The organism is Gabonibacter massiliensis, assembly GCA_001487125.1.
GTDB classification, from domain to species: domain Bacteria; phylum Bacteroidota; class Bacteroidia; order Bacteroidales; family Marinifilaceae; genus Gabonibacter; species Gabonibacter massiliensis.
Genome location: LN913013.1, coordinates 2,010,985 through 2,035,931, shown reverse-complemented (window position 1 = coordinate 2,035,931; position 24,947 = coordinate 2,010,985). Strand labels below are relative to the sequence as shown.

General features: G+C 41.4%; 21 protein-coding genes and 1 tRNA gene. 10 read left to right on the top strand and 12 right to left on the bottom strand.

Annotation, left to right across the window (positions count from 1 at the left end; translation table 11 throughout):
- Positions 1–8 precede the first annotated feature (8 nt).
- From BN3283_RS12950 to BN3283_RS12940, 3 genes are all read right to left on the bottom strand, one after another.
- Positions 9–1,016, bottom strand: a complete 1,008-nt coding sequence (locus tag BN3283_RS12950) for a Kelch repeat-containing protein (RefSeq protein ID WP_147625609.1) — start codon at positions 1,014–1,016, stop codon at positions 9–11.
- A gap of 9 nt (positions 1,017–1,025) precedes the next feature.
- Positions 1,026–2,192, bottom strand: a complete 1,167-nt coding sequence (locus tag BN3283_RS12945; protein ID WP_059026863.1) for a hypothetical protein — start codon at positions 2,190–2,192, stop codon at positions 1,026–1,028.
- Between the two features lie 228 nt (positions 2,193–2,420).
- A complete protein-coding gene (locus BN3283_RS12940; RefSeq protein WP_394341850.1) occupies positions 2,421–3,062 on the bottom strand; it encodes a SanA/YdcF family protein in 642 nt (213 codons plus the stop codon).
- Between the two features lie 124 nt (positions 3,063–3,186).
- On the opposite strand from BN3283_RS12940, the gene BN3283_RS12935 reads away from it, so the two are divergent.
- The gene (locus tag BN3283_RS12935; RefSeq protein WP_059026862.1) at positions 3,187–3,906 is read left to right on the top strand and encodes a pirin family protein; all 720 of its coding nucleotides are present in this window, start codon (positions 3,187–3,189) and stop codon (positions 3,904–3,906) included.
- A gap of 199 nt (positions 3,907–4,105) precedes the next feature.
- Positions 4,106–4,969 (top strand): VIT1/CCC1 transporter family protein, encoded by an 864-nt coding sequence (locus BN3283_RS12930; protein ID WP_041503247.1) that lies wholly within the window; start codon positions 4,106–4,108, stop codon positions 4,967–4,969.
- On the opposite strand, the gene BN3283_RS12925 is transcribed toward BN3283_RS12930, so the two are convergent.
- Entirely contained in the window at positions 4,933–6,399 is a 1,467-nt protein-coding gene (locus tag BN3283_RS12925; protein ID WP_286137672.1) for a sodium:solute symporter, read from the bottom strand. The two genes, BN3283_RS12930 and BN3283_RS12925, sit on opposite strands and share 37 nt — an antisense overlap.
- A gap of 148 nt (positions 6,400–6,547) precedes the next feature.
- On the opposite strand from BN3283_RS12925, the gene leuS reads away from it, so the two are divergent.
- Complete coding sequence (gene leuS / locus BN3283_RS12920; protein ID WP_041503245.1) at positions 6,548–9,319, top strand: leucine--tRNA ligase; 2,772 nt, start codon at positions 6,548–6,550, stop codon at positions 9,317–9,319.
- Between the two features lie 143 nt (positions 9,320–9,462).
- On the opposite strand, the gene BN3283_RS12915 is transcribed toward leuS, so the two are convergent.
- Complete coding sequence (locus BN3283_RS12915) at positions 9,463–9,840, bottom strand: YbaN family protein (protein WP_070807480.1); 378 nt, start codon at positions 9,838–9,840, stop codon at positions 9,463–9,465.
- 2 nt (positions 9,841–9,842) lie between these two features.
- Positions 9,843–10,787 (bottom strand): tRNA-dihydrouridine synthase family protein, encoded by a 945-nt coding sequence (locus BN3283_RS12910; protein WP_041505327.1) that lies wholly within the window; start codon positions 10,785–10,787, stop codon positions 9,843–9,845.
- A gap of 99 nt (positions 10,788–10,886) precedes the next feature.
- On the opposite strand from BN3283_RS12910, the gene BN3283_RS12905 reads away from it, so the two are divergent.
- Positions 10,887–11,093, top strand: coding sequence for a hypothetical protein (locus BN3283_RS12905; RefSeq protein ID WP_041503244.1), 207 nt, complete (start codon positions 10,887–10,889; stop codon positions 11,091–11,093).
- A gap of 23 nt (positions 11,094–11,116) precedes the next feature.
- Positions 11,117–11,665: a TlpA family protein disulfide reductase gene (locus BN3283_RS12900; RefSeq protein ID WP_041503243.1), complete on the top strand. Its 549-nt coding sequence runs from the start codon at positions 11,117–11,119 to the stop codon at positions 11,663–11,665.
- A 165-nt stretch (positions 11,666–11,830) separates the two neighbouring features.
- Here the strand turns inward: BN3283_RS12900 and BN3283_RS12895 are convergent, their stop codons facing one another.
- From BN3283_RS12895 to BN3283_RS12875, 5 genes are all read right to left on the bottom strand, one after another.
- On the bottom strand, positions 11,831–12,703 hold the full coding sequence (locus BN3283_RS12895; protein WP_286137671.1) for a DNA/RNA non-specific endonuclease: 873 nt from the start codon (positions 12,701–12,703) through the stop codon (positions 11,831–11,833).
- 10 nt (positions 12,704–12,713) lie between these two features.
- Positions 12,714–14,312 carry a S41 family peptidase gene (locus BN3283_RS12890; protein ID WP_041505254.1) on the bottom strand — a complete coding sequence of 533 codons (1,599 nt, stop codon included), beginning with the start codon at positions 14,310–14,312 and terminating at the stop codon, positions 12,714–12,716.
- 15 nt (positions 14,313–14,327) lie between these two features.
- Positions 14,328–14,753 carry a deoxycytidylate deaminase gene (locus BN3283_RS12885; RefSeq protein WP_041505329.1) on the bottom strand — a complete coding sequence of 142 codons (426 nt, stop codon included), beginning with the start codon at positions 14,751–14,753 and terminating at the stop codon, positions 14,328–14,330.
- A 4-nt stretch (positions 14,754–14,757) separates the two neighbouring features.
- Complete coding sequence (locus BN3283_RS12880) at positions 14,758–15,732, bottom strand: polyprenyl synthetase family protein (RefSeq protein WP_041503240.1); 975 nt, start codon at positions 15,730–15,732, stop codon at positions 14,758–14,760.
- A gap of 330 nt (positions 15,733–16,062) precedes the next feature.
- Positions 16,063–16,134, bottom strand: a tRNA-Arg gene (locus BN3283_RS12875).
- 364 nt (positions 16,135–16,498) lie between these two features.
- On the opposite strand from BN3283_RS12875, the gene BN3283_RS12870 reads away from it, so the two are divergent.
- The 4 genes from BN3283_RS12870 (at position 16,499) to BN3283_RS12855 (ending at position 21,124) form a co-directional block, all read left to right on the top strand.
- Positions 16,499–17,719 (top strand): aminotransferase-like domain-containing protein, encoded by a 1,221-nt coding sequence (locus tag BN3283_RS12870; RefSeq protein ID WP_041505255.1) that lies wholly within the window; start codon positions 16,499–16,501, stop codon positions 17,717–17,719.
- 96 nt (positions 17,720–17,815) lie between these two features.
- On the top strand, positions 17,816–18,268 hold the full coding sequence (gene dtd / locus BN3283_RS12865; RefSeq protein WP_041503238.1) for a D-aminoacyl-tRNA deacylase: 453 nt from the start codon (positions 17,816–17,818) through the stop codon (positions 18,266–18,268).
- A 110-nt stretch (positions 18,269–18,378) separates the two neighbouring features.
- Positions 18,379–18,708 (top strand): nucleotide pyrophosphohydrolase, encoded by a 330-nt coding sequence (locus tag BN3283_RS12860; protein ID WP_041503237.1) that lies wholly within the window; start codon positions 18,379–18,381, stop codon positions 18,706–18,708.
- 49 nt (positions 18,709–18,757) lie between these two features.
- Positions 18,758–21,124, top strand: a complete 2,367-nt coding sequence (locus BN3283_RS12855; RefSeq protein ID WP_059026859.1) for an efflux RND transporter permease subunit — start codon at positions 18,758–18,760, stop codon at positions 21,122–21,124.
- Between the two features lie 81 nt (positions 21,125–21,205).
- On the opposite strand, the gene deoC is transcribed toward BN3283_RS12855, so the two are convergent.
- Positions 21,206–22,066, bottom strand: coding sequence for a deoxyribose-phosphate aldolase (deoC, locus tag BN3283_RS12850; RefSeq protein WP_059027265.1), 861 nt, complete (start codon positions 22,064–22,066; stop codon positions 21,206–21,208).
- 227 nt (positions 22,067–22,293) lie between these two features.
- Between deoC and mutS the strand changes: the two genes are divergently transcribed.
- A complete protein-coding gene (gene mutS, locus BN3283_RS12845; RefSeq protein ID WP_059026858.1) occupies positions 22,294–24,909 on the top strand; it encodes a DNA mismatch repair protein MutS in 2,616 nt (871 codons plus the stop codon).
- The last annotated feature ends 38 nt before the right edge of the window (positions 24,910–24,947 follow it).

Sequence of the window (24,947 nt, the reverse complement as noted above, 5' to 3'; positions counted from 1 at the left end):
CTTATTTCCTATTGTGGATTAAAAATATAGATTACTTCTCCTAATATATATCCTCTCCCTCCAAGAGAAACTCCAATTCCATTTGCAATAGATTCTGGCAAATCCGTTATCTTTTGCCAAGTATCCTTTCTTGGATCATATCCCCAACAAGAAAAAAGTTCTTTTCCAAACACATCGACACCCGACACGAGGTAGGCATAATCTTTACCTTTCACGTTTAATACAAAAGCCGAAGCATATTTCCGGGAAACTTCCGCCGCTTCCCCCTCTAAAGGACTCATAAAGGACCACTTTTTCGCACCAGAAGAAAATTTATATATACCTCGAAACAGCCAAGGAGCCCATTCTCCAGCCCTTCCTCCTGTACAAATATAGGCATTCCCATCCGCAACAAAAGCTACAGCTCCAGTCATAGGAGTTTTTAAAGACTCAAATGGTTTCCACCCCACGCCTGATTCAAACGTATACACATCAAAAAAAATATTTTTCCCGTTATCTCCGGTACCTACATATCCCTTTCCGTCTAAAGTAAATGCCACAGCACCTCTACGAGCGATCCCAGGAAATTTAAACACCAAAGGCTCCGGTTCCCAACGTTCTGTCTTTATGTCGAATACCCAAAAATCATCATAATAAACCTCTTCCTTTTTTTCATTTTCCGCATAGCCCAACCCTACATAAGCTTTTGATCCAAGGACAAAAGCAACTGCTCCTTTCCGCGGCTTTCCAGGAAAAACAGCGACTAATCTCCATTCCTCTTCCTCGCCGTTAAGAGTATAGCGCAAAAAATAAGGACTTGTCGTTTTATCCCAATTAGCCATTCCGAATCCAACATAAAGCGTATCCTTAACTGTAAAAGAGACCCCTTCTTTAAAACAAATTGGAAACTGGGGATCCATAAATTTCTGTTGCCATACTCCTTTAGGCACCACACCCGCATCATTATCTTTATTACAAGAAATTTGAGCGAACAACAAAATACCGATAAATATGAAAAAAGAATAGATTTTCATCATATTAAAATATCATGGAATAAGCTCTTCCAATATCCCACCATCCACAGGAGGAACCGAACTTCCGTTAACAAACGTGTAAAAAAACGGTCCACTTGTTGGTGTTTGTCGTTCTCCTCTAAATGCAACTCGAAGTTGAAAAGTAGAAGATTCGTCTACTCGTGTTATTCTATATATAATACACTCAAACCAAGATAAATAAGGAAATTCATCTGTTGATTCCAATATTGTTTTACCGGCAACAACCATTTTATAGGGTAAATAAACCGTATAATAATCATCATAGCCCAATGCATCTCCCCTTTGTTGAAAAGAATCATTAACTCCTGCTGTTTGAGTACCAAACATAAAATTATAACTATAATTTATTACCTTAAAACTATATGAATTTGTTCCTGGTATTGGTTCTTGCCCTATTGCACGACAATATGTTTCTCTTGTATATCCATGTTGAGCTATTAAAAGATTTGTTTTATCATAAAAGATCACAACAACCCTCTCATTATAAGGACTAATCCCATAAACACCTTTAGTTATATTATAAAAAGTTATCGGATAAGTAGTACGAGCTAATGGCTCTTCAATAGACGTATCTTTTTGACTATAATCTGTAACAAAAATTCTGCGAGATTCGTCTGAACTCGTATAATTATTCAACTCGGTATATCTATTTATGTCACCACCAATCCATATTTTCAAATATTTAGGAGTTACTTGATAGATCGTATCTCCAACAGCAAAATACCATTTTTCATTCAAAACTTTAGCGTAGTAAGGAGTAGCTAAATTAAGATCATAAGAGGTTGAGCCGTCATTATAAAATACTTCTTTGATAAAATCTTCTTTTAAATACTTATAATAAAGCTTACTATGCTTAATAGCTTTTTCCAAATCTACCTCATTAAGAGTTCTTAAATAATCAATTTGACCACTTTCCGCTTCAATAATTTCATCCATGACATCACGCTGAGATCTAAACGTCATAATAAATGGATCGTAGTTAATTGATTGCTTTCCATTTATAATTGCCTCTAAAACTTTATAGTTAGAAATAATCAACATTCCGTTTTTTAATTGTACTTCGTTTTGAGCCTTATTATCTTGTGGCTTTATTTCATTAATATTGTCCGAACAAGATAAAATACAAAATAAGATACTATATAAGCAAATAAGAATCACTCTTTTAATATTTTCATAACTTGTTAATTTTATAAGTTAATAATGAAATCCTACCGTTTGCATTTTTCTCCTTTCCTATAAAAACGGCTTTTATATTATTTAACAATACCCACAATGCAAATATAGTATAATATTATTACAATATATGCAATGATGTTACATTAATTAAAATATTAATATATCGTGGATCAATATAGAATCTAATATGATTATATTAATTTTGAAGTATCAGGAAATCGTTATAGGTTCTCCCAAATGGCGGGGTCCTTTACCGAACAAAAGGTCGACAAACACTTTTACCCGGGCTAAAAGTTCACGCGTATTGGTTTTTAATCCGCTATAGGCATCCACGTCCGTAGCGTTAAACCCGACAGCCTCTATACCGTTATATTTGGCTATATACAGAGCCCGCTCGTTATGAAAACGTTGGGAAATAATTGTAAAACGATCTTGTCCGAATACTTTTTTAGCCCTTACGACGGAGTCCAACGTACGTATCCCCGCAAAATCCATCACGATGACACTGTCCGGAACTCCTTTTGCCAACAAGGCTTTCCGCATCTCTACCGGTTCATTGTAATTCCGTTGCCTATTGTCTCCGCTTACCAAAATACGTTCGATCTTCCCGCTACGATACAAAAAAACGGCCGCTTCGATACGATAATCAAAATACCGGTTTGCCTTTCCTCCCTTAAGTTTCGGGGAAGTCCCCAATAACAACCCCACTCGATTCGCCGGAATCTCTATGACATTCCCGTATACCCGACCTTCCGCCGACTTTTCGATGATCCAATTACACGCAAGAATAATTCCCGTAATCATCAACAGCAATATCAAAAAACAAAATCCCAATCGTTTCATCCAGTTCATGATACAGAGTTTAGAAACAAGAATCGGTATATTCCGAGCAAAATTAAATATATATTTTCACGAAACAAAGGTTCATAAAACTTATATTCTTCTTTTTCCGTATAAACAATAATAATTATAAATTATGAAAACAATATTACACAAAGCAGCAACAAGAGGTTTTTTCGACCATGGTTGGTTGAAAACTCATCATACATTCAGTTTTGCAGATTACTACGATCCGGAAAGAATTAATTTCGGAGCTCTGCGGGTATTGAATGACGATAAAATCGCGGGAGGGACCGGTTTCGGTCTACATCCACACCAGAATATGGAAGTTGTCTCCATTCCTTTGAAAGGAGCCTTAGAACACAAAGACAGTTTAGGACACGCCTCCGTTATAAAGGAAGGGGAGATACAAGCGATGAGTGCCGGAACCGGTATCCGCCATAGCGAATACAATAAAAACAATAATACCCCTGCTGAATTTTTACAAATATGGGTTATACCCGATCGTATGAATGTATCTCCAAGATATGAAAATGCCGTTATTGCCGATTTACTCAAGAAAAACGAGATTACGGAAATCGTTTCTCCTTATCCCGGAGACGGCAAAGGATTATGGATATACCAACAAGCCTGGTTCTCTATCGGAGAGTTGGAAAAAAACACATTACAGGGCTATAAATTAAAATCGCCCAACAGTTTAGGCGTTTACGCCTTCCTCATCGAAGGGAAAGCCACGGTCGCCGGAAAAGAGCTGGAAAAACGGGACGGATTAGGTATATACGATACAGAAAGTTTTGAAATCAAAGCAAACGAATATACCAAAATCCTACTCATCGAAGTTCCACCATACAACTAAACAAGCTACAAATTGTAAATTTATTTTAGATCGACGATTAAGCCTCGGATTCTGTGATTAAGCGATTGATCTTAATCACAGAATCAAAAAATTCTTGTGCCGCACAAGACCATTGCGATTCAAAAAAGAACCGGATCATTACCTTCATTTTTAAACTAAACATCCTGCTTTCCCAATTGAACATATAAAGTTATCCGGCATGACTACGAAAGAAATAAAACAATTAATCGCCTTTCAGGTCAATGAAGCGACTGAAAATATCATCTACCGGCGTTTAGCAAAAATACAGAAGAAAGAACATAACCGGCATGTACTGGAAGGCCTTTCTCGAGAGGAGTTAAGGCATTACCACACCCTCCAAAAGTTCACCGGAAAAACTCCCGGACCCAATCGTTGGCGAATTTTCTGGTACGTTACCATTGCTCGCCTGTTTGGTTTAATTTTCGGTATCAAGTTAATGGAAAAAGGAGAAATCCGCACCCGACTTACTTATCGCCAATGGGAAGAGACCGAAGAATTACAAGTTATGGCAAAAGAGGAAGAAGAACATGAAAACAAACTGATTTCCTTAATCGATGAGGAGGGATTAAATTACATGAGTGCCGTTGTTTTAGGTTTAAATGACGCCCTGGTGGAATTCACGGGAGCATTAGCCGGTTACACCTTTGCCTTACAACATCCCAAATTAGTCGCCCTCACCGGAGGGATCACGGGTATTGCCGCAGCTCTCTCCATGGCTGCCTCGGAGTATCTCTCTACCCGGGCCGACAACGACGGGAAAAACGCAGTTAAAGCTTCCGTTTATACCGGCATCGCTTACCTCATTACAGTCATTGCGTTGATCCTTCCTTTCGTACTTATGCAGAATGTCTACTGGGCATTAGGCATCTGTTTGCTCAGCGCCCTATCAATCATTGCCATTTTCAATTATTATTACTCTATTGTTCGCTCCGAAAGATTTGGACATCGATTTGCAGAAATGGCAATCATCAGTCTTGGAATAGCTGCCGTCAGCTTTGGAATCGGTTACGCCTTACGAATATTTACAGGCATCGAACTATAGACTCCGGATCTTCTCTTTCGAATCAGCCACAACCCGCCAAAGCACAACAAACCGTTAAGCAAAAGTATTTCAAACCCGAAACGATACCCGAAAAGAAGCTGTTCCGAATAACAATTGATTCCAAAAGAGAGCAGCGGAGAGAGCAGGCATACCCAGGGCAAATAGGTCTCTTTTACAGCATATTTCGTTGTTAATCCGAATGTAAAAAGTCCCAGTATAGGACCGTAAGTATATCCCACGGCTTTCAATACCGCCGAAACCACGCTGCTGTTATTCAACTCCCTGAAAAGGATCACGACCAAACACATCAGCAAGGAAAAAAACACGTGTACCATCATCCGTTTACGCCGTTGAGTTACATCCCGAGGTGTCAGTTTTAAAAAATCGATACAAAAAGAAGTGGTCAGCGCCGTTAATGAAGAATCGACAGAGGAGTAGGCAGCAGCCGTGATTCCCAGCAAAAAAAACAAAGAGGCAACAGCCCCGAAATAATTCAAGGACAAAAACGGGAAAAGATCATCCGATTTTTCGGGAAGGTCGATTCCGTTAGCTCCCGCGTACAAGTAAAGCAAAGCTCCCAAAAAGAGAAAAAGAAGATTCGTGACCAAAAACAAAAAGGAAAAAGAAAACATATTTATCTTACAGTCCCTTAATGTTTTGCACGTCAAACTCTTTTGCATCATATTCTGATCCAACCCGTTAATTGATACGGTAATGGCGACTCCTGCCAAGAACTGTTTCCAGACATTATGGCCCGACCTCCAATCCCAGTCGAAAACCCGGGAAAAAGAACTCTCCTTCACTTTTTCAATAGCAGTCAAAAAGCTAAAGTCCAACGCCCGGTTAATGACACAAATGGTCAACACCACGGACACCAGCATAAAAACAGTCTGTAACGTATCCGTCCAGACAATCGTCTTTATCCCCCCACGCACCGTGTATATCCATACCAATCCGACCGTAATGAATACCGTCACCCAAAAGGGAATTCCCATCGCGTTAAAAAGTGCCAACTGCAATACCCCAACCACAAGGAACAAACGAAAGGAAGACCCCAAAAGCTGGGACACGATAAAGAAAAAAGATCCCGTCAACCGGGCTTTCTCCCCGAAACGATCTCCCAGCCAGGAATAAATAGAGATCAGGTTTAACCGATAAAACAGAGGTAAAAGCACGATGCCGATAATGATATACCCCACACAATTACCCATCACTAAGGTCAAATAAGTCCAATCGCTACTACCCACCTCTCCCGGAATGGAAATAAACGTGACACCGGATAAAGAGGTTCCGACCATACCGAAAGCGACCAAGTACCAGGGAGAATTCCGGTTTGCCGTAAAAAAAGATTCGCTATTCAGTTTACGAGTCGTAAAAAAACCGACAATGATCAACAAAACGAAATAGGACAAGAGAATTGTCAATACCACACCCGACGTCATTTGAAATAAATTTGTATTTGGACAAAACTACGAAATAATTAAAAATTGAAAGTTGAAAATTGAAAATTTATTCTTGTAAGTTTTATATCTTTGCCTGCTAATCAAAAATCGTAAATCTTAAATCATTCATACAGATATGGAATATAATTTTAAAGAGGTAGAAAAAAAGTGGCAAAACTATTGGCGAGAGCATAAGACATATCGGGTCGAAGTGGATCACTCCAAGCCCAAATACTACGTGTTGGATATGTTTCCTTACCCTTCCGGGGCAGGTTTGCATGTGGGACATCCTCTTGGTTATATTGCATCCGATATCTTTTCCCGTTACAAACACTTGAAAGGATTCAATGTCCTGCATCCTATGGGATATGATGCTTACGGACTTCCGGCGGAACAATACGCTATCCAAACAGGACAGCACCCGGCAATCACAACGGAAAAAAACATCAACCGTTACCGGGAACAAATGGATAAAATCGGTTTTTCTTATGATTGGGACCGGGAAATACGTACCTGTGATCCAGGATATTATAAATGGACTCAATGGACCTTCATTCAGATGTTCAATAGCTTTTATTGCTATGACGAACAAAAAGCCATGCCGATCGGTGAATTGGTGAAAGCATTCGAGACCTCCGGGACGGAAGGACTGAACGTGGCATGCAGCGAGGATTTACACTTTTCGGCAGAAGAGTGGAAAAGGAAACCGGAAAGAGAACAACAGGAGATTTTGTTGAATTACCGCCTTGCCTATCTCGCGGATACGATGGTCAACTGGTGTCCTCAACTCGGAACGGTTTTGGCAAACGACGAAGTTAAAGAAGGTCTATCCCTCCGGGGAGGTTACCCTGTCGTACAGAAAAAAATGAGACAATGGTCTTTAAGGGTATCCGCTTACGCACAAAGATTATTGGACGGATTGGACACGATCGCATGGTCCGATTCTTTAAAAGACATACAACGTAACTGGATCGGACGTTCACAGGGTGCGGACGTGCGGTTCGACGTGAAAGATTCCGATATAAAATTAGAGATTTTCACCACCCGTCCCGATACGATATTCGGCGTCAGCTTTATGGTGCTGGCTCCGGAATCGGATTACGTCCAACAACTTACGACTCCCGAACAGGCTCAGGCCGTTAAAGAGTATCTGGATTATGTTGCCAAAAGGACGGAACGGGAACGCCAGACGGAAATCAAAAAAGTAACGGGAGTTTTCACGGGCTCCTACGCCATCAATCCGTTCACGAACAATGCCATTCCTGTTTGGATCAGCGAATACGTTTTATCCGGCTATGGAACTGGAGCGATTATGGCTGTTCCGGGCCACGATAGCCGGGACTATGCCTTTGCAAAACATTTTAATCTGCCTGTTATTCCAGTAGTCGACGATGGAGAAGGCCACGACATGAGCGAAGGTTCATACGATGCCAAAGCCGGAAAAATGATCAATAGCGGTATTATCAACGGGATGGAAGTTAAAGACGCCATCCGTTACATTGCCGAAGAGATTGAAAAACGGGGTATCGGCAAAAGCAAAATAAACTACCGTTTGAGAGATGCCATTTTCAGTCGCCAACGTTATTGGGGAGAACCGTTCCCGGTATATTACAAAGAAGGTATGCCTTATATGCTGGACGAATCTAAACTGCCCTTGGAATTACCGGAAATAGACAAATACCTCCCGACGGAAACGGGAGAGCCTCCTCTCGGACGAGCTCGGAATTGGAAAACCGAGGAGGGATATCCGTTGGAACTGAACACGATGCCCGGATTTGCTGGATCATCGGCTTATTACCTTCGCTATATGGATCCCCGCAACGATCAGGCTTTAGTAAGCGAAGAGGCGGACAAGTATTGGCGTAACGTAGACCTGTACTTGGGAGGTTCCGAACATGCTACCGGACACCTCATCTATTCCCGTTTCTGGAATATGTTCCTATACGATTTGGGAGTGGTATGCGAGCCGGAACCCTTTAAGAAACTGATCAATCAGGGAATGATACAAGGACGTTCCAATTTCGTGTATCGCATTCAGGGAACAAATACGTTCGTCTCTGTCGGACTGAAAGACCGGTATGAAACGACTGAAATCCACGTGGATGTCAATATCGTGAAAAACGACATTTTGGATATCGAAGCTTTCAAACGATGGATGCCGGAGTATGCCAGTGCCGAATTTATTCTCGAGAACGGGAAATATGTCTGCGGCTGGGCCATCGAAAAGATGTCGAAATCCATGTTCAACGTGGTAAATCCTGACACCATAATCGAAGAATACGGTGCTGATACATTGCGTTTGTACGAAATGTTCCTCGGACCGCTTGAAGCCAGTAAACCTTGGGATACCCAAGGAATCGACGGGGTATACAAATTCTTGCGTAAATTCTGGCGTCTGTTCCAAAACGGAGAGGCATTTCAGGTCAGTGAGGACAAACCTTCTCCCGAAGAATTAAAAATTTTACACAAAACCATTAAAAAGATCGAGTTCGACGTGGAGAATTTTTCATTCAATACTTCTATCCCGGCTTTTATGATATGCGTGAACGAGTTGACAGCCCTAAAATGCAATAAAAGAGAGATTCTGGAACCCCTGGTTATTACTATCGCTCCCTACGCCCCGCATATAGCTGAAGAGTTATGGCACTTACTGGGGCATACGGACAGCGTAACCGAGGAAAGATTCCCGCAATGGGAAGAGAAGTATTTAGTGGAAAACGAATTCGAATATCCCGTATCTTTTAACGGAAAAGTAAGATTCAAATTATCCATGCCCTTATCTGCCAGCCATCCGGAGATAGAGGCTGCCGTAAAAGCCACTCCGGAATTTGCCAAATGGGCAGACGGAAAAGAGATAAAAAAATTAATTATCGTACCCAAAAAGATTATCAACGTCGTCTTGGGGTAAAATATTTAAATGCCATTATCAGCGACAAGATAAATTCATTTCATTTTGGTATTCTGTGATTAGGAAACCGTTTCAATTATAAATTTTCTAATCACAGAATTTTTTACTCTATGGCGATAGCACTTTTACCCCGTCCCAAAGTGCTATTTTTTCTCATTCGGGACGATGAATAAAACGCTACAAGTTCCGATCACCCCTAATCCCAGTAATAACAAGCGAAGGTGCATATGCTCTATAAAGCCAAAAGCCGAAATGGAGATCATCGTCCACATGCAAGCAATAGAAAACCATTTCGTTTTCCAACTGACGCCTCGACGCTCTTGAAAACGCCTCAGGTAGGGGCCGAGCCATCGGGAACGATGCAACGCATCGTGCATTCGTTTGGAACTTTTATAAAAAAGCCAGGAACTTAATAATAGGAACGGAGTCGTGGGCAACCCCGGGACAAAAATGCCGATAACCCCTAAGACAATGGAAATACAACCCACCAGAATATATATAGCTTTTCGGATCTGTCCCATATCTACTCTTTAAAAGCCTCTGCCACGGCATCGTTATATTGAGTCACCTTATTGGCTTTTTTGATCTTTTTCAAAACCTTCCGATCGGTTTCGGGTAAAAAATATTCCCAAAAAGTTTTCATCTTCATCAACAGCTGATGATCTCCCTGTAAACGCTCCCCGTTTTGTTCAAACAACTCATCATGAAATTCCCTGAACTTTCTCAAACGATTTTCCCGGCACAGTTCCCGGTTTTCCCGATATTCCATCGCCAAAGCCGGATTCGCCAATAGTCCTCTCCCTATCATTACTCCCTCCAATAGAGGAAAGCATGTTACGACTTCCCGTATATCTTCAAGGGTACGAATATCGCCATTATAATAAAGCGGATGACGAGAGCCTTCGTAAAAAGCCCGAAAGGCCTCCCGGTTCACCTCTCCTCCATACTCCTGAACTCCCACCCTCGCATGTAAAATAACAGCCTTCAACGGGGCCTCGTTTAACACGGGTAAGAGTTTCATTCCCTCTTCCGGACTCTCCCATCCCAATCGCATTTTCACGGAGCAGTGCAAAACGGGAAAAGCGCCGATTACGTCCATAAGAGCCGCAACCTTCTCCGGATAGGATAAAATTCCCGCACCCTTTCCTTTTCGCGCGATCATTGAAAAAGGACATCCCAAGTTCAAATCGACCCGACCGTATCCCTTATCCGCCAGCATGGCAAGCATTACCCGCAACTCGTCGGGATCTCCACCGAGTACCTGAGGTATCAATTCCCCGACTCGATTTATTTCCGGCGTAATATCTCTCAAATCTTTCGTCCGGAACCCATTTCCCTTTTCAACACGGATAAAAGGCGTATAATAAGCATCTATGCCTCCAAAATGTTTTTCGTGCAAATTGCGGTAAATCCAATCGGTATGGCCCTGTACCGGAGCAAAATGTATTTTGTAATCTTTCAATTCCATAATTAATCCCATTACTGTTGCAAAAGTATGATTTTACCCCGAATAGGCTTCTGTTTTCAACTGAAAGTTTCTTATCTTTGAAAACAAAAACGAAGATAGATGAGATTTTTACTTTGCCCGCAGTGCGGAATCCGGCGTTTTTACGTGAAAGACAGCGACGGCAATCAATGTCTTGTTCAGGTTACCGCAACATACGAAGTTGTACCCGTGAATGAAGGAGATTCATTGGAAGGTTTCAACACGGAAATTGTTTATTGCTTAGGCTGCTCCTGGAGCGGGAGCGTCAAACGTCTGAAAAAATATTAGTCAGAAACAGATAAAAAGATAAAATGAAAAAGTGTATAGGGTTATTACTTGTTATACTCGCTTGCTCTTTTACTCAAGCGCAGTCAGAGGATAGAGGTTATATTGTTAAAGTAGGGGACGAAGCTCCCGATATAGAACTTCTTTTCCCCGACGGGACCAAAAAACAATTGAAAGATTTACGGGGGAAGATCGTTATGTTACAGTTCACCGCCAGCTGGTGCGGAGTATGTCGCAAGGAAATGCCTTTTATAGAAAAAGATATATGGCTAAAGCTGAAGGGTAACTCTAAGTTCATCCTTTTCGGAATCGACTTGAAAGAGTCCAAAGAGACTGTTGAAAAATTCGCCAAAGAAACAAAAATCACCTATCCTCTTTTACTCGATCCGGAAGGTAAAGCGTTTTATGCTTTTGCCGCCCAAGGAGCAGGAGTTACCCGGAATGTCATTATCGACGATAACGGAAAGATCGTTTTTATGACCCGCCTTTATGACAAAAAAGAATTCGATGAAATGGTAAAGGTTATCAACCAATTGCTAAAAAAGAAGCAGACGGACACGACAAAAGATCGATAACCGAACGACAGAAAAGGCGTCCATCTACCGCCGGCCTCATTTTAGACCCTCCTCTGTACGGGAAATATACTCCCACGAAAAACATCGACACCCCCGTAAATGAAACGGGAGTGAATTAGTCTTTTCCATACCCTTTGTACCATCGCAAACGAAAAAACTCGAGAACTACCTCTTTTTCTTCTTTCTTCTGCCTTTTCTTTTCCGGCCCTTTTTTCGGATAAAAAACTGCAAGGCAACAAAAAGAACAACGGTCACAACCACCAATACAGCCTGTTCCCGTTTTCCCGGTTTACCCCCCCTTTTCAAACCGGACACCAGTTCGGGATGTGCAGCGGTATCAGCCTCCAGCAGCTTTTCTATCTCATCCGGTAGTTGCGGAAAAAAATCAATCCCCGTTAAGGCTTCTATCCGGTCCACCGATACGGCAAAATCTTTTAAAGGCTGGTCACTCCCCGCGTTGGGAAGCAGATAGGCGATCATCTGTTGTGAGGCGGGAGCATAAAACAATTTATAGTAATACCCCGGAACCGTAACCTTATTTTTGCCTATATGACCTTTGTTTTCTTTAAAAACAGGACCGGTAACCACGTAAAGTAACTCTTTCCTTCCCCGTTTTCGCAGCAAATCTTCCAATCGTTTCCAGATTCCGCGGTTAAAAGCAGGAACTTGAGGAGACATATTCGACATATAAAACGTTTCACTCATCGCTTTTTTATCAAAAGCCATATCGGCTGCCGGACATAAATGTCCCCGGTCGTAACCGCTGCGTTTGTAGTCATCGGGAGTTGCCGAAAACAAGTTCAATTGGGGGTCTACCCGAAAATCATTCTCGCGGCCAACGGCTCTATTCCCCCTGCTTTTTAGTTCGTAATACACCCAGTTGGCCTGCCTGTGAATCGTATCGAAACCCAAGGAATAAAACGCGTGTTTCACTTTTATCCCTGCCCCGGAAGGAATATATTCTTGCGAACGGATATGCCCCGTACCGGTCAAAAATAGAAATAGGAGGCATAACAGCCTCCCGTATCCTAATTTCATTAAAAACATATTATTCCTCTATTGCCTTCTGTATCGTTATATCTTTTTCACCCAGAATAGGATAAAAACCCTCATCGTCGATCAGGTGGCGGGCTATAAACGCTTCCAAACGCACCCGAAGTATTTCGTACGAATCTTTTATTCCCCTTTTATCCTTTTTCAATCCTCGCTTTGCCGCATAATCAGCCATATCGCCTACCAAATCGAAGCGCTTCAAATACTTCTGAATCGATTTATAATCCTTGAGATCTTTCATTTCGGCCCGGTGATGCTCCATAAAATCAAACGTATAATCATACAACAATTGAGATTCAGACAATGCGACTAAATATCTCGAAGCTCCCGTCGTATCCGCGGGTACGAAAATATCCGGCATTACGCCTCCTCCCCCGTAAACCGTACGCCCGCCAACCGTCTGGAATTTCAATTTCTCATCGAATACAATACTGTCTTTCTGAGAAAATTCACCATGCTTCAATCGGTTGTATATATCATTATAATATTTTTCTTTCCCCTCATTATAGGGCTTTTGTATCGACCTGCCGGAAGGAATGTAGTAACGGGCCACCGTCAAACGAAGGGCCGAACCATCCGGCAACATCCGTTGTTCCTGCACCAATCCTTTTCCAAAAGACCGGCGACCGATGATTGTTCCCCGGTCATTATCCTGGATCGCCCCCGCAAAAATCTCACTCGCCGATGCGCTGAATTCGTTAATCAACACATCCAATTTCAAATCCTTGTAATTTCCCTTTCCATTCGCATTAAAATCGCTACGAGGAGAAGCTTGCCCCTGGGTATATAAAATCAATTGACCCTCCTCCAAAAATTCATTAATCATCTGGATGGCTATCGGAAGAACCCCTCCTTCATTATCCCTCAAATCCACTACCACCTTCTTCATTCCTTTTTGAGTCAGTTCTGCCAATGCCCGCATAAATTCCCCGTAAGTATGCATCCCGAATGTTCTTATCTTTACATACCCCGTTGTGTCATTCAGCATATAAGCGATATCTATACTTTTTATCGGAATACTTCCCCGCGTAACGTTTTTGATCAACAATTGAGGCTCTCCTTTACGAAGAATAGTCAATTTCACATCCGTTCCCATCTCCCCCCTCAACATACTCATGATCTGTTTCGAATCCATATTTTTCCCGGCAATGAGCGAATCATTTACCCGAATGATGCGATCCCCGTCCTGTACTCCGGCCTTCTCCGAAGGACCCCCCGGAACGACCTTAACCACTAATGCCGTATCTAAATAATTGTAAAACTGTACTCCGATACCTCCGAAATTTCCCACGATACTTTCATTGGCTCTTTGCATATCCTCAGCCGGGATATAGACCGTATGGGGATCCAAATCTTTCAACAATATCGAAATGGCTTTTTCCACCAATTCATTCGAGTTAACCGTATCCACGTACGAATGCTGGATCATGTTGATAATAACGTCCAATTTACTACCATTAACCGGCAGAAATATTTTAGAAGCGGCCGCATTGTTCCTTTTTGTCGGTATAAAATGATTAATCATCATCCCAAATACAACCGCCAACGCCAGCACGATCGGTGTTAAAACGGCCCTTAAATTTTCTCTGTTCATTTTCATCTGTTTTATTTACTCTATCTCTATCAATTCCACCTCGATATCGGCTTTCCGCAGCAATTCCACTCCATCCGCCGAACGGTAATCTTCAGAATACACCACACGCTTAATTCCTGCCTGTATGATCAATTTAGCACACTCGATACAAGGAGACGCGGTCACGTATAACGTGGCCCCCAAGCTACTGTTATTCGACTTTGCAACTTTTGTAATAGCATTCGCCTCTGCATGCAAAACATAAGGCTTCGTCTTATTCCTATCATCTTCACAGATGTTTTCAAACCCGGACGGAGTCCCGTTATATCCATCAGAAATAATAGCATTCCCTCTCACGATCAATGCTCCGACCTGACGACGTACACAATAAGAATTTTCCGCCCATATGCGGGCCATCCTCAGGTAACGTTCATCCAATAATCGCTGTTTAGATTTTTCCATCGTATTACTTCTTACGGTCACACAACGCATCTATTTCCTCATAAAGCACCTGTTTGCGCTCTTCCGGAACCTCTATTTGAGACAGTATCTCCCGACTTTTCTTCAAATATTTGTTAATGGCATCCAATGTGACCTGTTTGATTCCTAATCGGTTGTATATTTCCGTTATGGCTTTAATCTTTTCTTCCGGACAGAAATCCTTCATCTCAATCCAGCTCGTCAACTCTTTTTTAGTCGCCTCATCAGCCAACTCGAAAGCCCGGATCAACATATAAGTCTTTTTATTGGAAACAATATCCCCTCCTATGTTCTTCCCGAATTCCGAAACATCCCCGTAAACATCCAGGTAATCGTCTTGAAGTTGAAAAGCCAATCCCAAGAATCCGCCGAAATCATACAAAGCTTTATACTCATGTTCCGGAGCTCCTGCTATCAAGGCTCCATGTCGCAAACTTCCCGCAATAAGAACAGAAGTTTTCAAATAAATCATATGAAGGTACTCTTCCTCCGTTACATCATTTCTGGTCTCAAACTCCATGTCATACTGTTGTCCCTTGCAAACATCCATCGCCACCTGATTAAAACCGTCGATAGCCCGCCTCAGGTAGCGGTCTTCACAATGCTCAATATATTTATAAGCCGTGATAGCAGCAGCATCACCGCTCAAAATAGCCACATTGTTATTCCATTTTTTATGTACGGTTTGCCTCCCCCGTCTCAACTCCGCATCATCCATCACATCATCGTGCAACAACGTATAGTTATGAAAGATTTCTATGCCGATGGCAGATTTCAGAACCCTTTCTATATCTTCCCGGTATAAGTTATAGGCCAACAAGGTTAAAATCGGTCTCAACCGTTTTCCTCCGTCTTCCAAAATATATTTAATCGGTTCGAACAGCGAGTAAGGCTTTTCTATATACTCCTGTTTCGCCATTTCTTTCTTTACAATTTCACGAAGTTCGTCTATCGTATACATAGTCCCAAATTTTACACATTATAATTCGGCTAAAGTATAAAAAAAACTATATATCGACAATCGTAGATTAAAAGAATTAAAGAGTGAGAAGATTACAGGGATTAGGAGATTGAAAGATTAGAGGATTAAGAGATCGGGAGATTAGCGGATTGAAAGATTGAGGGACAGGGAGAAAAGACTATTCAATTCCCCGCACCCGGGAAAAGGGTGAAAATACTATTAAAAAAGATCGACGATCGTTTTCAGATTGACGACTTAAAAAGGAAATATCAAAATTCCATCTTAAAACGTAAACCGGAAACTAATCCATTGACTATCAATTAAAAAATGTGATCCCACCAAGAATCGAACTTGGATTTAAAGTTTAGGAAACTTCCGTTCTATCCGTTGAACTATGGGACCTTTACGGTTTGCAAAAGTAATTGAAAAAAATGGCAGTTCCAAATATTATTTAAACGGCAACAAACGGAAAAGAAAATTTGCTATTATTTCATTGGTAACATCTGCAAGGGAATACGATCCCTTTTTTAATCATCTTGTATTTTCTTTCGACAGGCTTTTAAATCCTTAAAAAACACGGTGTACGCGTTATCTATCATGATCACGGAAACAAAATTATTACTAAAAAAGTCTTTAAACATAAAAAATGAAAGCGGGAATACCCGCATTAATAAAAAATTGATACGAAAAATTTTATTTCAAAAAGTTATTATTAACTTCGCAACACAAATAGCATTAAGCGTCTATTCATTTAATTAAGATAAACATGGTTAGCGACTACAAAGAAATTTTATCAGACAGCGCCAAAGGGATGAAGCGCTCTGCAATCAGAGAGTTATTGAAATTGACTCAGAAACCGGAAATCATTTCATTTGCCGGAGGTCTTCCCGCGAAAGAATCCTTCCCATTAGAACAATTGCAAGAAATATGTGCAGAGGTAATCGCCACTGACGGAGCAGCGGCTTGCCAATACGGTTCTACCGAAGGAGTTCCCGAATTATTGGAGATTCTGGCCCAACGCTACCGGGATCAAGGATTAAGTTATGTTACAAAAGAGAACATCACCATCATCACCTCTTCTCAACAAGGGCTGGATACTGTAGGTAAAATTTTCCTTAATCGGGGTGACAAATATATTTGCGAATTACCCTCCTACTTAGGGGCTCTCGGTGCTTTTAACTCTTATGGCGGGGTCGCTGTCGGAATTCCTCAGGACGAACAGGGAATGAGCGCCATCGAGCTGGAGAAAACATTGGCCGACATGAAAGCCAAAGGCGAAAAACCCAAATTTATCTATTTGATCCCCGACTTCCAGAATCCTGCCGGAATGACCATGCCGGATGCCAGAAGAAAAGAGATCTTGGCTATCGCTAAAAAATACGAGATCTTAATTATTGAAGACAGTCCTTACCGGGAATTACGCTTTTCCGGCAAGCCACAACATATGTTATACGAATTAGATAACGGCGAAGGCAATGTCATCACGCTGGGAACTTTCTCTAAAATATTCATGCCGGGATTCCGTATGGGATGGGTATTGGCACACCCGATGATCATCGACAACTTCGTAAAGGCAAAACAAAGCACGGACCTTTGTACCTCTGCATTTTTACAGAAGATTACCGTGAAATTCTTCCAAAAGAACTATTTCGACGCCAACGTGAAAAAGATTGTCGAACTCTATCGCGGTAAATTGAATGCAATGATAGGAGCATTTGAAAAGTACATGCCGGAAGGTGTTAGCTGGACTCACCCGGAAGGAGGTCTTTTCTTGTTCTTAACCTTACCGGAGCAATACGATGCAGAAGATCTTTTCAAAATTGCAATCGAAAAGAACGTGGCATTTGTATTAGGTACCGTTTTCTTCTGTAACGGAAAAGGTAAAAACACCATGCGTATCAACTTCTCTTACATGAGCGAGGAACAAAATATCGAGGGAGTGAAGAGATTGGCCGAAGCGATCAAAGAGTTGTATGCAAAAAAATAAAACGATACACGATGAACTTTAAGCTAAAAGTTGGAGGAAACTCCGACTTTTAGTTTTTATAACAAATCCCTTGCGTGATTTTAAACCTTATTCATCATGAAAGTAGTCATTCAACGAGTTTCCCGCGCCAGCGTCACTATAAACCGACACCTCTTTTCAAGCATAAATAAAGGCATGTTGGTACTTGTCGGGATACAATCGGACGACTCGGAAGAGGATATCAATTGGTTAGTATCAAAAATCATCCATCTCCGCATCTTCGACGACGAAAACGGAGTAATGAATAAATCCATATTAGAAACCGGAGGAGAGATTTTAGCCGTGAGTCAATTCACCTTAATGGCCCGTACCAAAAAAGGGAATCGCCCTTCCTATATCGATGCGGCACCACCTTCCATTTCAATTCCCCTTTACGAACAATTTGTCTCCACATTGCAAAAAGAGATTAAAAATGAGATTAAAACCGGGCAATTCGGTGCAGAAATGGAAGTAGAACTCCTCAACGACGGACCGGTAACCATCCTCATGGACAGTAAGAACAAGTTATAAAATAGCCGATCCTTAAACGCTGATTACTCCAACAGGAGATTACAACGAATGAATAACATGGCTTTTTAAGAGCAACAAAAGGACGACGACGAATTTTAAATTATTATAGTATGGACTTGACAGAATTACAAACGGCTGTTGATGCCTGGATCAAAACTTACGGGGTAAAATATTTTGGAGAACTCACCAATATGGCCATTCTGACAGAAGAAGTAGGAGAATTGGCAAGAGTCATGGCCAGGAAATACGGGGACCAATCTTTCAAAGAAGGAGAAAAAGATAATTTAGCCGATGAAATGGCCGACGTTCTCTGGGTTTTAGTATGTTTAGCCAATCAAACGGGGGTAGATTTAAATTCCGCCATAAGTAATAATTTTGCAAAAAAAACAGCAAGAGATGTGAATCGACATAAAAAAAATCCGAAACTGTTTAAAGATTAAATGCATTTATCCTACTTTTGCGACAATATATAAAATTAACATGTGAAATATGTGGATTAAGATTGCCGGAATTCTTCTTAGAAACCGGATAGGTTTTATTATTGCCATTTCGATTATTACCCTCTTTCTGGCCTCTCAAATCAGAAAGGTCGAAATGTCATATGAATACGCCAATCTTCTCCCATCAACAGACAGTGCTTTTCTCGATTACATCGATTTCCATGAAAAATTCGGTCAAGAGGGGAATGTCATGGTATTTGCCATTCAGGACACCTCCTTTTACGAAGTGAACAAACTCAACGATTGGATACAAATGTGCGATAGCTTAAAAACTTTACGCGGAGTTATCGCCTTAGTGGACATCACTCACTCTTTCAATCTCTGTAAAGATACGGCCAATCGCAGATTCGACATAAAACCCATATTTCCACATCACATCAAAAACCAGCGGGAAGCCGATAGTTTGTCTCAAATCGTGGAGAATCTCCCTTTTTACGACGGAACACTTTTTAACAAGAAAAAAGCGATTTACGGCATGATGGTTTCCGTTTCGGCTGATGTCATGAACTCTCCGGCACGCGTAGGACTGGTCAAGGATATCTTAAAAATCACGGAAGCATTTTCTGCCAAACACGAGCTTAAAATGCATTATTCCGGCTTACCCTACATTCGGGTCGTAAATGCCGAAAATATCAAGGGAGAGATGTATATGTTCATTATTCTCTCCCTGCTGATCTCGACTTTTATCCTTTACCTCTTCTTCCGCTCTTTCCGAATCATCGGGTTTTGTTTATTAATCGTTCTTACATGCGTTTGCTGGACCGTAGGTGTCATGGCTATGCTCGGAATTAAAATCACGCTTTTAACAGCTATGTTACCCCCATTATTAATCGTGATCTGTATTCCCAACATGGTCTTCATGATTAATAAATTTCACGCCGAATACGATCGCCACGGGAACAAGATCAAGGCTTTACAGAGAATGATTCAAAAGATAGGAAACGCCTCTTTCCTTAGCAACCTGACTACAGCTGCCGGTTTTGCCACATTTATCGTTACCTCCAGTCAGATTCTCGTTGAATTCGGTATCACCGCTTTCATCGGTATCAGCTTTGTCTATTTGGTTTGCCTAATCATGATTCCCTGCGTATTTAGCTTTCTTCCGTCTCCGGACAGCAAGCAAATCAAGCATCTACATAATAAATTTGTAAACGACACTTTAAATAAGGTTATTGAAATTATTATTAATCACCGGAATAAAGTTTATATTACTGCTTCCATTGTAGTCGTTTTAGGGTTTATCGGTATCTCTTTGATGAAATCTACAGGGTACATGGTTGACGATCTGAAAGAGAGCGACCCGATCCGACAGGATCTCATGTTTTTCGAGGATAATTTCGACGGTTTAATGCCTTTGGAAATCACGATTGATTTCAAAAAACCGAATCAAGTCATCAAGTTATCCAACTTGGAGAAATTAGATTTATTAGCCCAAGAACTCTCCCAAGACGAAGACATTTCAAAACCCATTTCCATCGTTGAGGTGATTAAATTTGCCAATCAGGCTTTTTATAACGGGAAACCGACCTATTACAAATTGCCGAGCAATCAAACGAAAAATTTTATTTTAAAATACGCTTCCCAATCCGCAGGAAGTATCGGGGGAAAAGCAAATTCATTTGTTGACTCCACCCTAAGAAATGTCCGGATGAGCTACCGTATAAAGGATATCGGTACCAAAAAAATGCAGGAAAAAGAGAATAAATTATACGGGATCATTGGAAAATATTTCCCCGGAGACCGAAATGTTGTAAAGGTAACCGGATCAAGTATCATCTTTTTTAAAGGGACCCAGTATTTAGTCACCAATCTATTCACGTCCCTGCTATTAGCCATTATCCTTATCGCCATTTTCATGGCATGGATGTTCCGGAGTAAACGCATGGTTATCGTTGCCCTCCTGCCAAACCTCATCCCGCAAATTATTACAGCCGCCATTATGGGATACTGTGGAATCCCGATCAAAGCATCGACCATATTAGTATTCAGTATCGCTTTTGGTATTTCAGTCGACGGGACCATTCACTATTTAGCAAAATACAGGCAAGAGTTACAAGGGACAAACTGGAGTATTCGGTCGTCTGCCGTTCTGGCGTTGAAAGAGACAGGGCAAAGCATGATTTATAACGCCATTATCCTTTTCTTCGGTTTCGGAATCTTTGCTTTGTCGGACTTCGGCGGAACCGTTGCTTTAGGCATCCTCGTTTCCATTACCCTATTGGCAGCGATGCTTTCCAACCTCATTATATTACCCTCGCTTTTGTTAACCTTGGATAAGCATACGACAAACAAGACTTTTAAAGAACCGGTCATTCAAATTTTCGATGAAGAAGACGAAAGGGAGAAACACAGATAAATATATTCGTGGTCCCTTATCTCAACAACCGTTATCCCTAACGGATTTTTAATAAAAAAACCGGCTTATGCCGGTCTTTCATTATTTCTTCATCTCTTTCAAGATATCATCCATTAACTGGGATGTCCCGATTCGAAAATAGCGAGGAGTCACCCATTCTTTTCCCAAAACATGGTTGACAATGGTTAGGTAACGAATGGCATTTTGTACTTTGGAAACACCTCCTGCCACTTTTATTCCCACCATTTTACCCGTTTGGGCATGATACTGACGGACGGCTTCACACATCACATAAACAGATTCGGGAGTAGCATTCACAGGCACTTTTCCCGTGGATGTTTTCACAAAATCCGCTCCCGCGTATGCACTGATCAACGCGGCATTAAATATGCTCTCGATATCCTTCAGCTCCCCGGTTTCCAATATCACTTTCAATAAAACGCCTTTACAAGCTTCCCGGATAGCTGCAAGCTCCTCGTATACCCTCTCGTAATTTCTCTCCAGGATATCCCCCACGGAGATAACCACATCGATTTCATCCGCCCCGGCGGCAATGGCCGCTTTACATTCTGCAATTTTTACTTCCATAAAAGATTGAGAAGAGGGAAAACAAGCTCCCACGACAGTCGTTTTAATGGATGTTTCACTCAATCCGTTTTTTACAATCGAAGCATATTTCGGGAATACACATACCGAAGCGACCTCAGGCAAGGCATTCTTCTTGATTTTCTTAAGCAGTTCCGCAACAAATTCCGTCACGGACCTATCCGTATCTGTCACCTTCAATGTCGTATAATCCATACAGGTTATACATAGCTCGAAGTTCTCCGGACAGTAGGCCAAAGCAATCTCTTTCTCGATAACTCCATCCAACTCGAACTCTATCCGATCTTCTAAATTCGAAAAATTATAAGTAGCTAATATTCCCGATATATTTTCCATAAACATTCAATTTATTTCTCCATAAAGCAACTGGAAATATCTATACGCAATTTCCTCGTGTCAAGTTTATTCTTCCCTAATTTTTATTAACAAACTTATGCTTGCTTGTTTTCAGTTCGACAAAATTACATAATACTTCTGAGATTTTTAAACAAATATCATGCAAAATATTTATTTTTGGGATGCGTAAACACTCGCACGATCTATAAATTCATAAGCAAAACTAAATGGCTACAAAATCAGAAATACAAACACCTTTGATGCAACAATACTATGCAGCTAAGGCTCAATATCCTGATGCACTACTTCTTTACAGAATGGGAGATTTCTATGAGACCTTCGGGGAAGATGCCATCACTACCTCAAAGATTTTAGGGATTACCCTCACAAAGCGATCTCACGGCTCTCCCGGAGACGTAGAGCTCGCCGGTTTCCCCTATCATGCCATAGATACCTATCTTCCTAAATTAGTCCGTGCCGGTCAGAGAGTAGCCATCTGTGAACAATTGGAAGATCCTAAGAAAACCAAGAAGTTAGTCAAACGGGGAGTCATAGAATTAGTAACTCCCGGTGTTTCGTACAACGAAAATACCATTGACAATAAAAATAACGTATTTCTGGCCTCCGTCTATTTTACCAAAAGCAAAGCCGGAATCTCGTTATTGGATCTTTCCACGGGCGAATTTTTAACGACGGAAGGAACTCCTTCCACGGTAGACAAATTATTGAATAGTTTTCAACCCAAGGAGGTGTTATATCCTAAAGGCTCTGAAGCCTTATTCCATGAACTTTTCGGAAATAAATACTATACTTACCCGGTAGAAGCCTGGTTTTTCGAACCGGACTCTTCGGAAGATCGGCTGAAGAAACATTTCGACGTCTCTTCTCTGAAAGGTTTTGGAATTGATAAGTTAGAATGCGGTATCGCCGCTTCCGGGGCCATTCTCTATTATTTAGACATGACCAAGCACGAGCTGGTAGGGCATATCACCTCTATTGGACGAATCGATGAATCCACTTGTGTATTATTAGACCGCTTCACGCTACGAAACCTGGAAATATTGGAATCGCTCCACGAAGGAGGTTGTTCGTTAACCGATATTATTGACAGAACAATTACTCCCATGGGCAGTCGGATGCTTCGCCGTTGGATTTGCATGCCGTTGAAATCTCCGGAAGAGATCAACCAACGGTTGGATATCGTAGAAAGTTTCATTCAACACGAAACCGAACGTCTCGAGCTGGAACAACTATTACGGATCATCGGGGATCTGGAACGGTTAGCTTCTAAAATTGCCGTATGCCGGATCTCGCCGCGAGAGATGGTACAATTGAAAGTAGCTTTGCAAACGTTGATTCCGCTAAAAAAACATTGCCGGAACATCAACAATCCCCAATTAACCCAATGGATCGAGCAATTAAACGAATGCGAGGCTCTTCATCAAAAGATAGCGCAACAAATACAGGAAGAAGCACCCGCTCAGCTGAACAAAGGAAATGTCATTGCCCCCGGGGTTAACGCGGAGTTAGACGAGTTGAGAGAAATCTCCTCCCATGGAAAAGAACTCCTGCTTCAAATGCAACAACGGGAAATAGAAAAAACCGGTATCCCTTCATTAAAAATAGGTTTTAATAATGTATACGGCTATTACATCGAGGTGACTAAAACTCACAACAGTAAAGCCCCCGATACCTGGATCAGGAAGCAGACATTAGTGAATGCAGAACGCTACATCACACCCGAATTAAAGGAGTATGAAGAAAAGATCTTAGGAGCAGAAGATCGTATTCAGGAGTTGGAGAGTACGATTTACAACGAATTGTTACTCGTTGCCTCATCCTATATCAAAGCCATACAAACTAATGCCCATATCATTTCCCGGATCGATGCTTTAATTTCGTTTTCTAACGTATCCATCACGAACCAATACCACCGTCCTGAAATCAATGAATCCTATTCCATCGATATAAAAGCCGGGCGTCATCCGGTCATCGAAAAGCAGCTTCCTCCCGGAGAAAGCTATATCCACAACGATTTGTTTTTAGATAACGAAAAACAACAAATCATTATTATCACGGGACCTAACATGGCCGGAAAATCGGCTTTATTACGTCAGACAGCACTTATCGTCATTATGGCACAAGCCGGTTGTTTCGTTCCGGCAACCTCCGCATCAATCGGGTATGTCGATAAGGTTTTCACAAGAGTCGGGGCCTCAGACAACATCTCCTTGGGAGAATCTACTTTCATGGTAGAAATGAACGAAGCCGCCAATATATTAAACAATATATCCGATCGGAGCCTCGTTTTGTTCGACGAGTTGGGAAGAGGGACCTCTACTTACGACGGAATCTCCATTGCCTGGGCCATCGTGGAATTTTTACACGAGCATGTCAAATACCGTACGAAGACTCTGTTTGCCACCCATTATCACGAATTGAACGAAATGGAACGTTCGTTCCCGAAAATCAAAAACTACAATGTTTCGGTAAAGGAAGTGAATAATAAAATTGTCTTTTTGCGTAAATTGGTAAAAGGAGGTTCAAATCACTCTTTCGGAATCCAAGTCGCTAAAATGGCAGGATTGCCGCAATCCGTCATATTACGGGCTTCTGAGATTCTGAAACAGCTGGAAAACGACAAGAACAAAAGCGGGACCTTACAAAAAAACGTGAGTCGGATTGCCAATGAAAGGGAAGGGGTCCAACTCAGCTTTTTCCAATTGGAAGATCCCGTTCTTCTCCAAATTAGAGACGAAATCGCCGGGTTGGACATCAACAGTCTAACCCCACTCGAGGCTTTGAATAAGCTAAACGAGATTAAAAAGATCACCGGAATCTAAAACCGTTTAAGTTACAAATTGACGATTGCAGAGGCCAA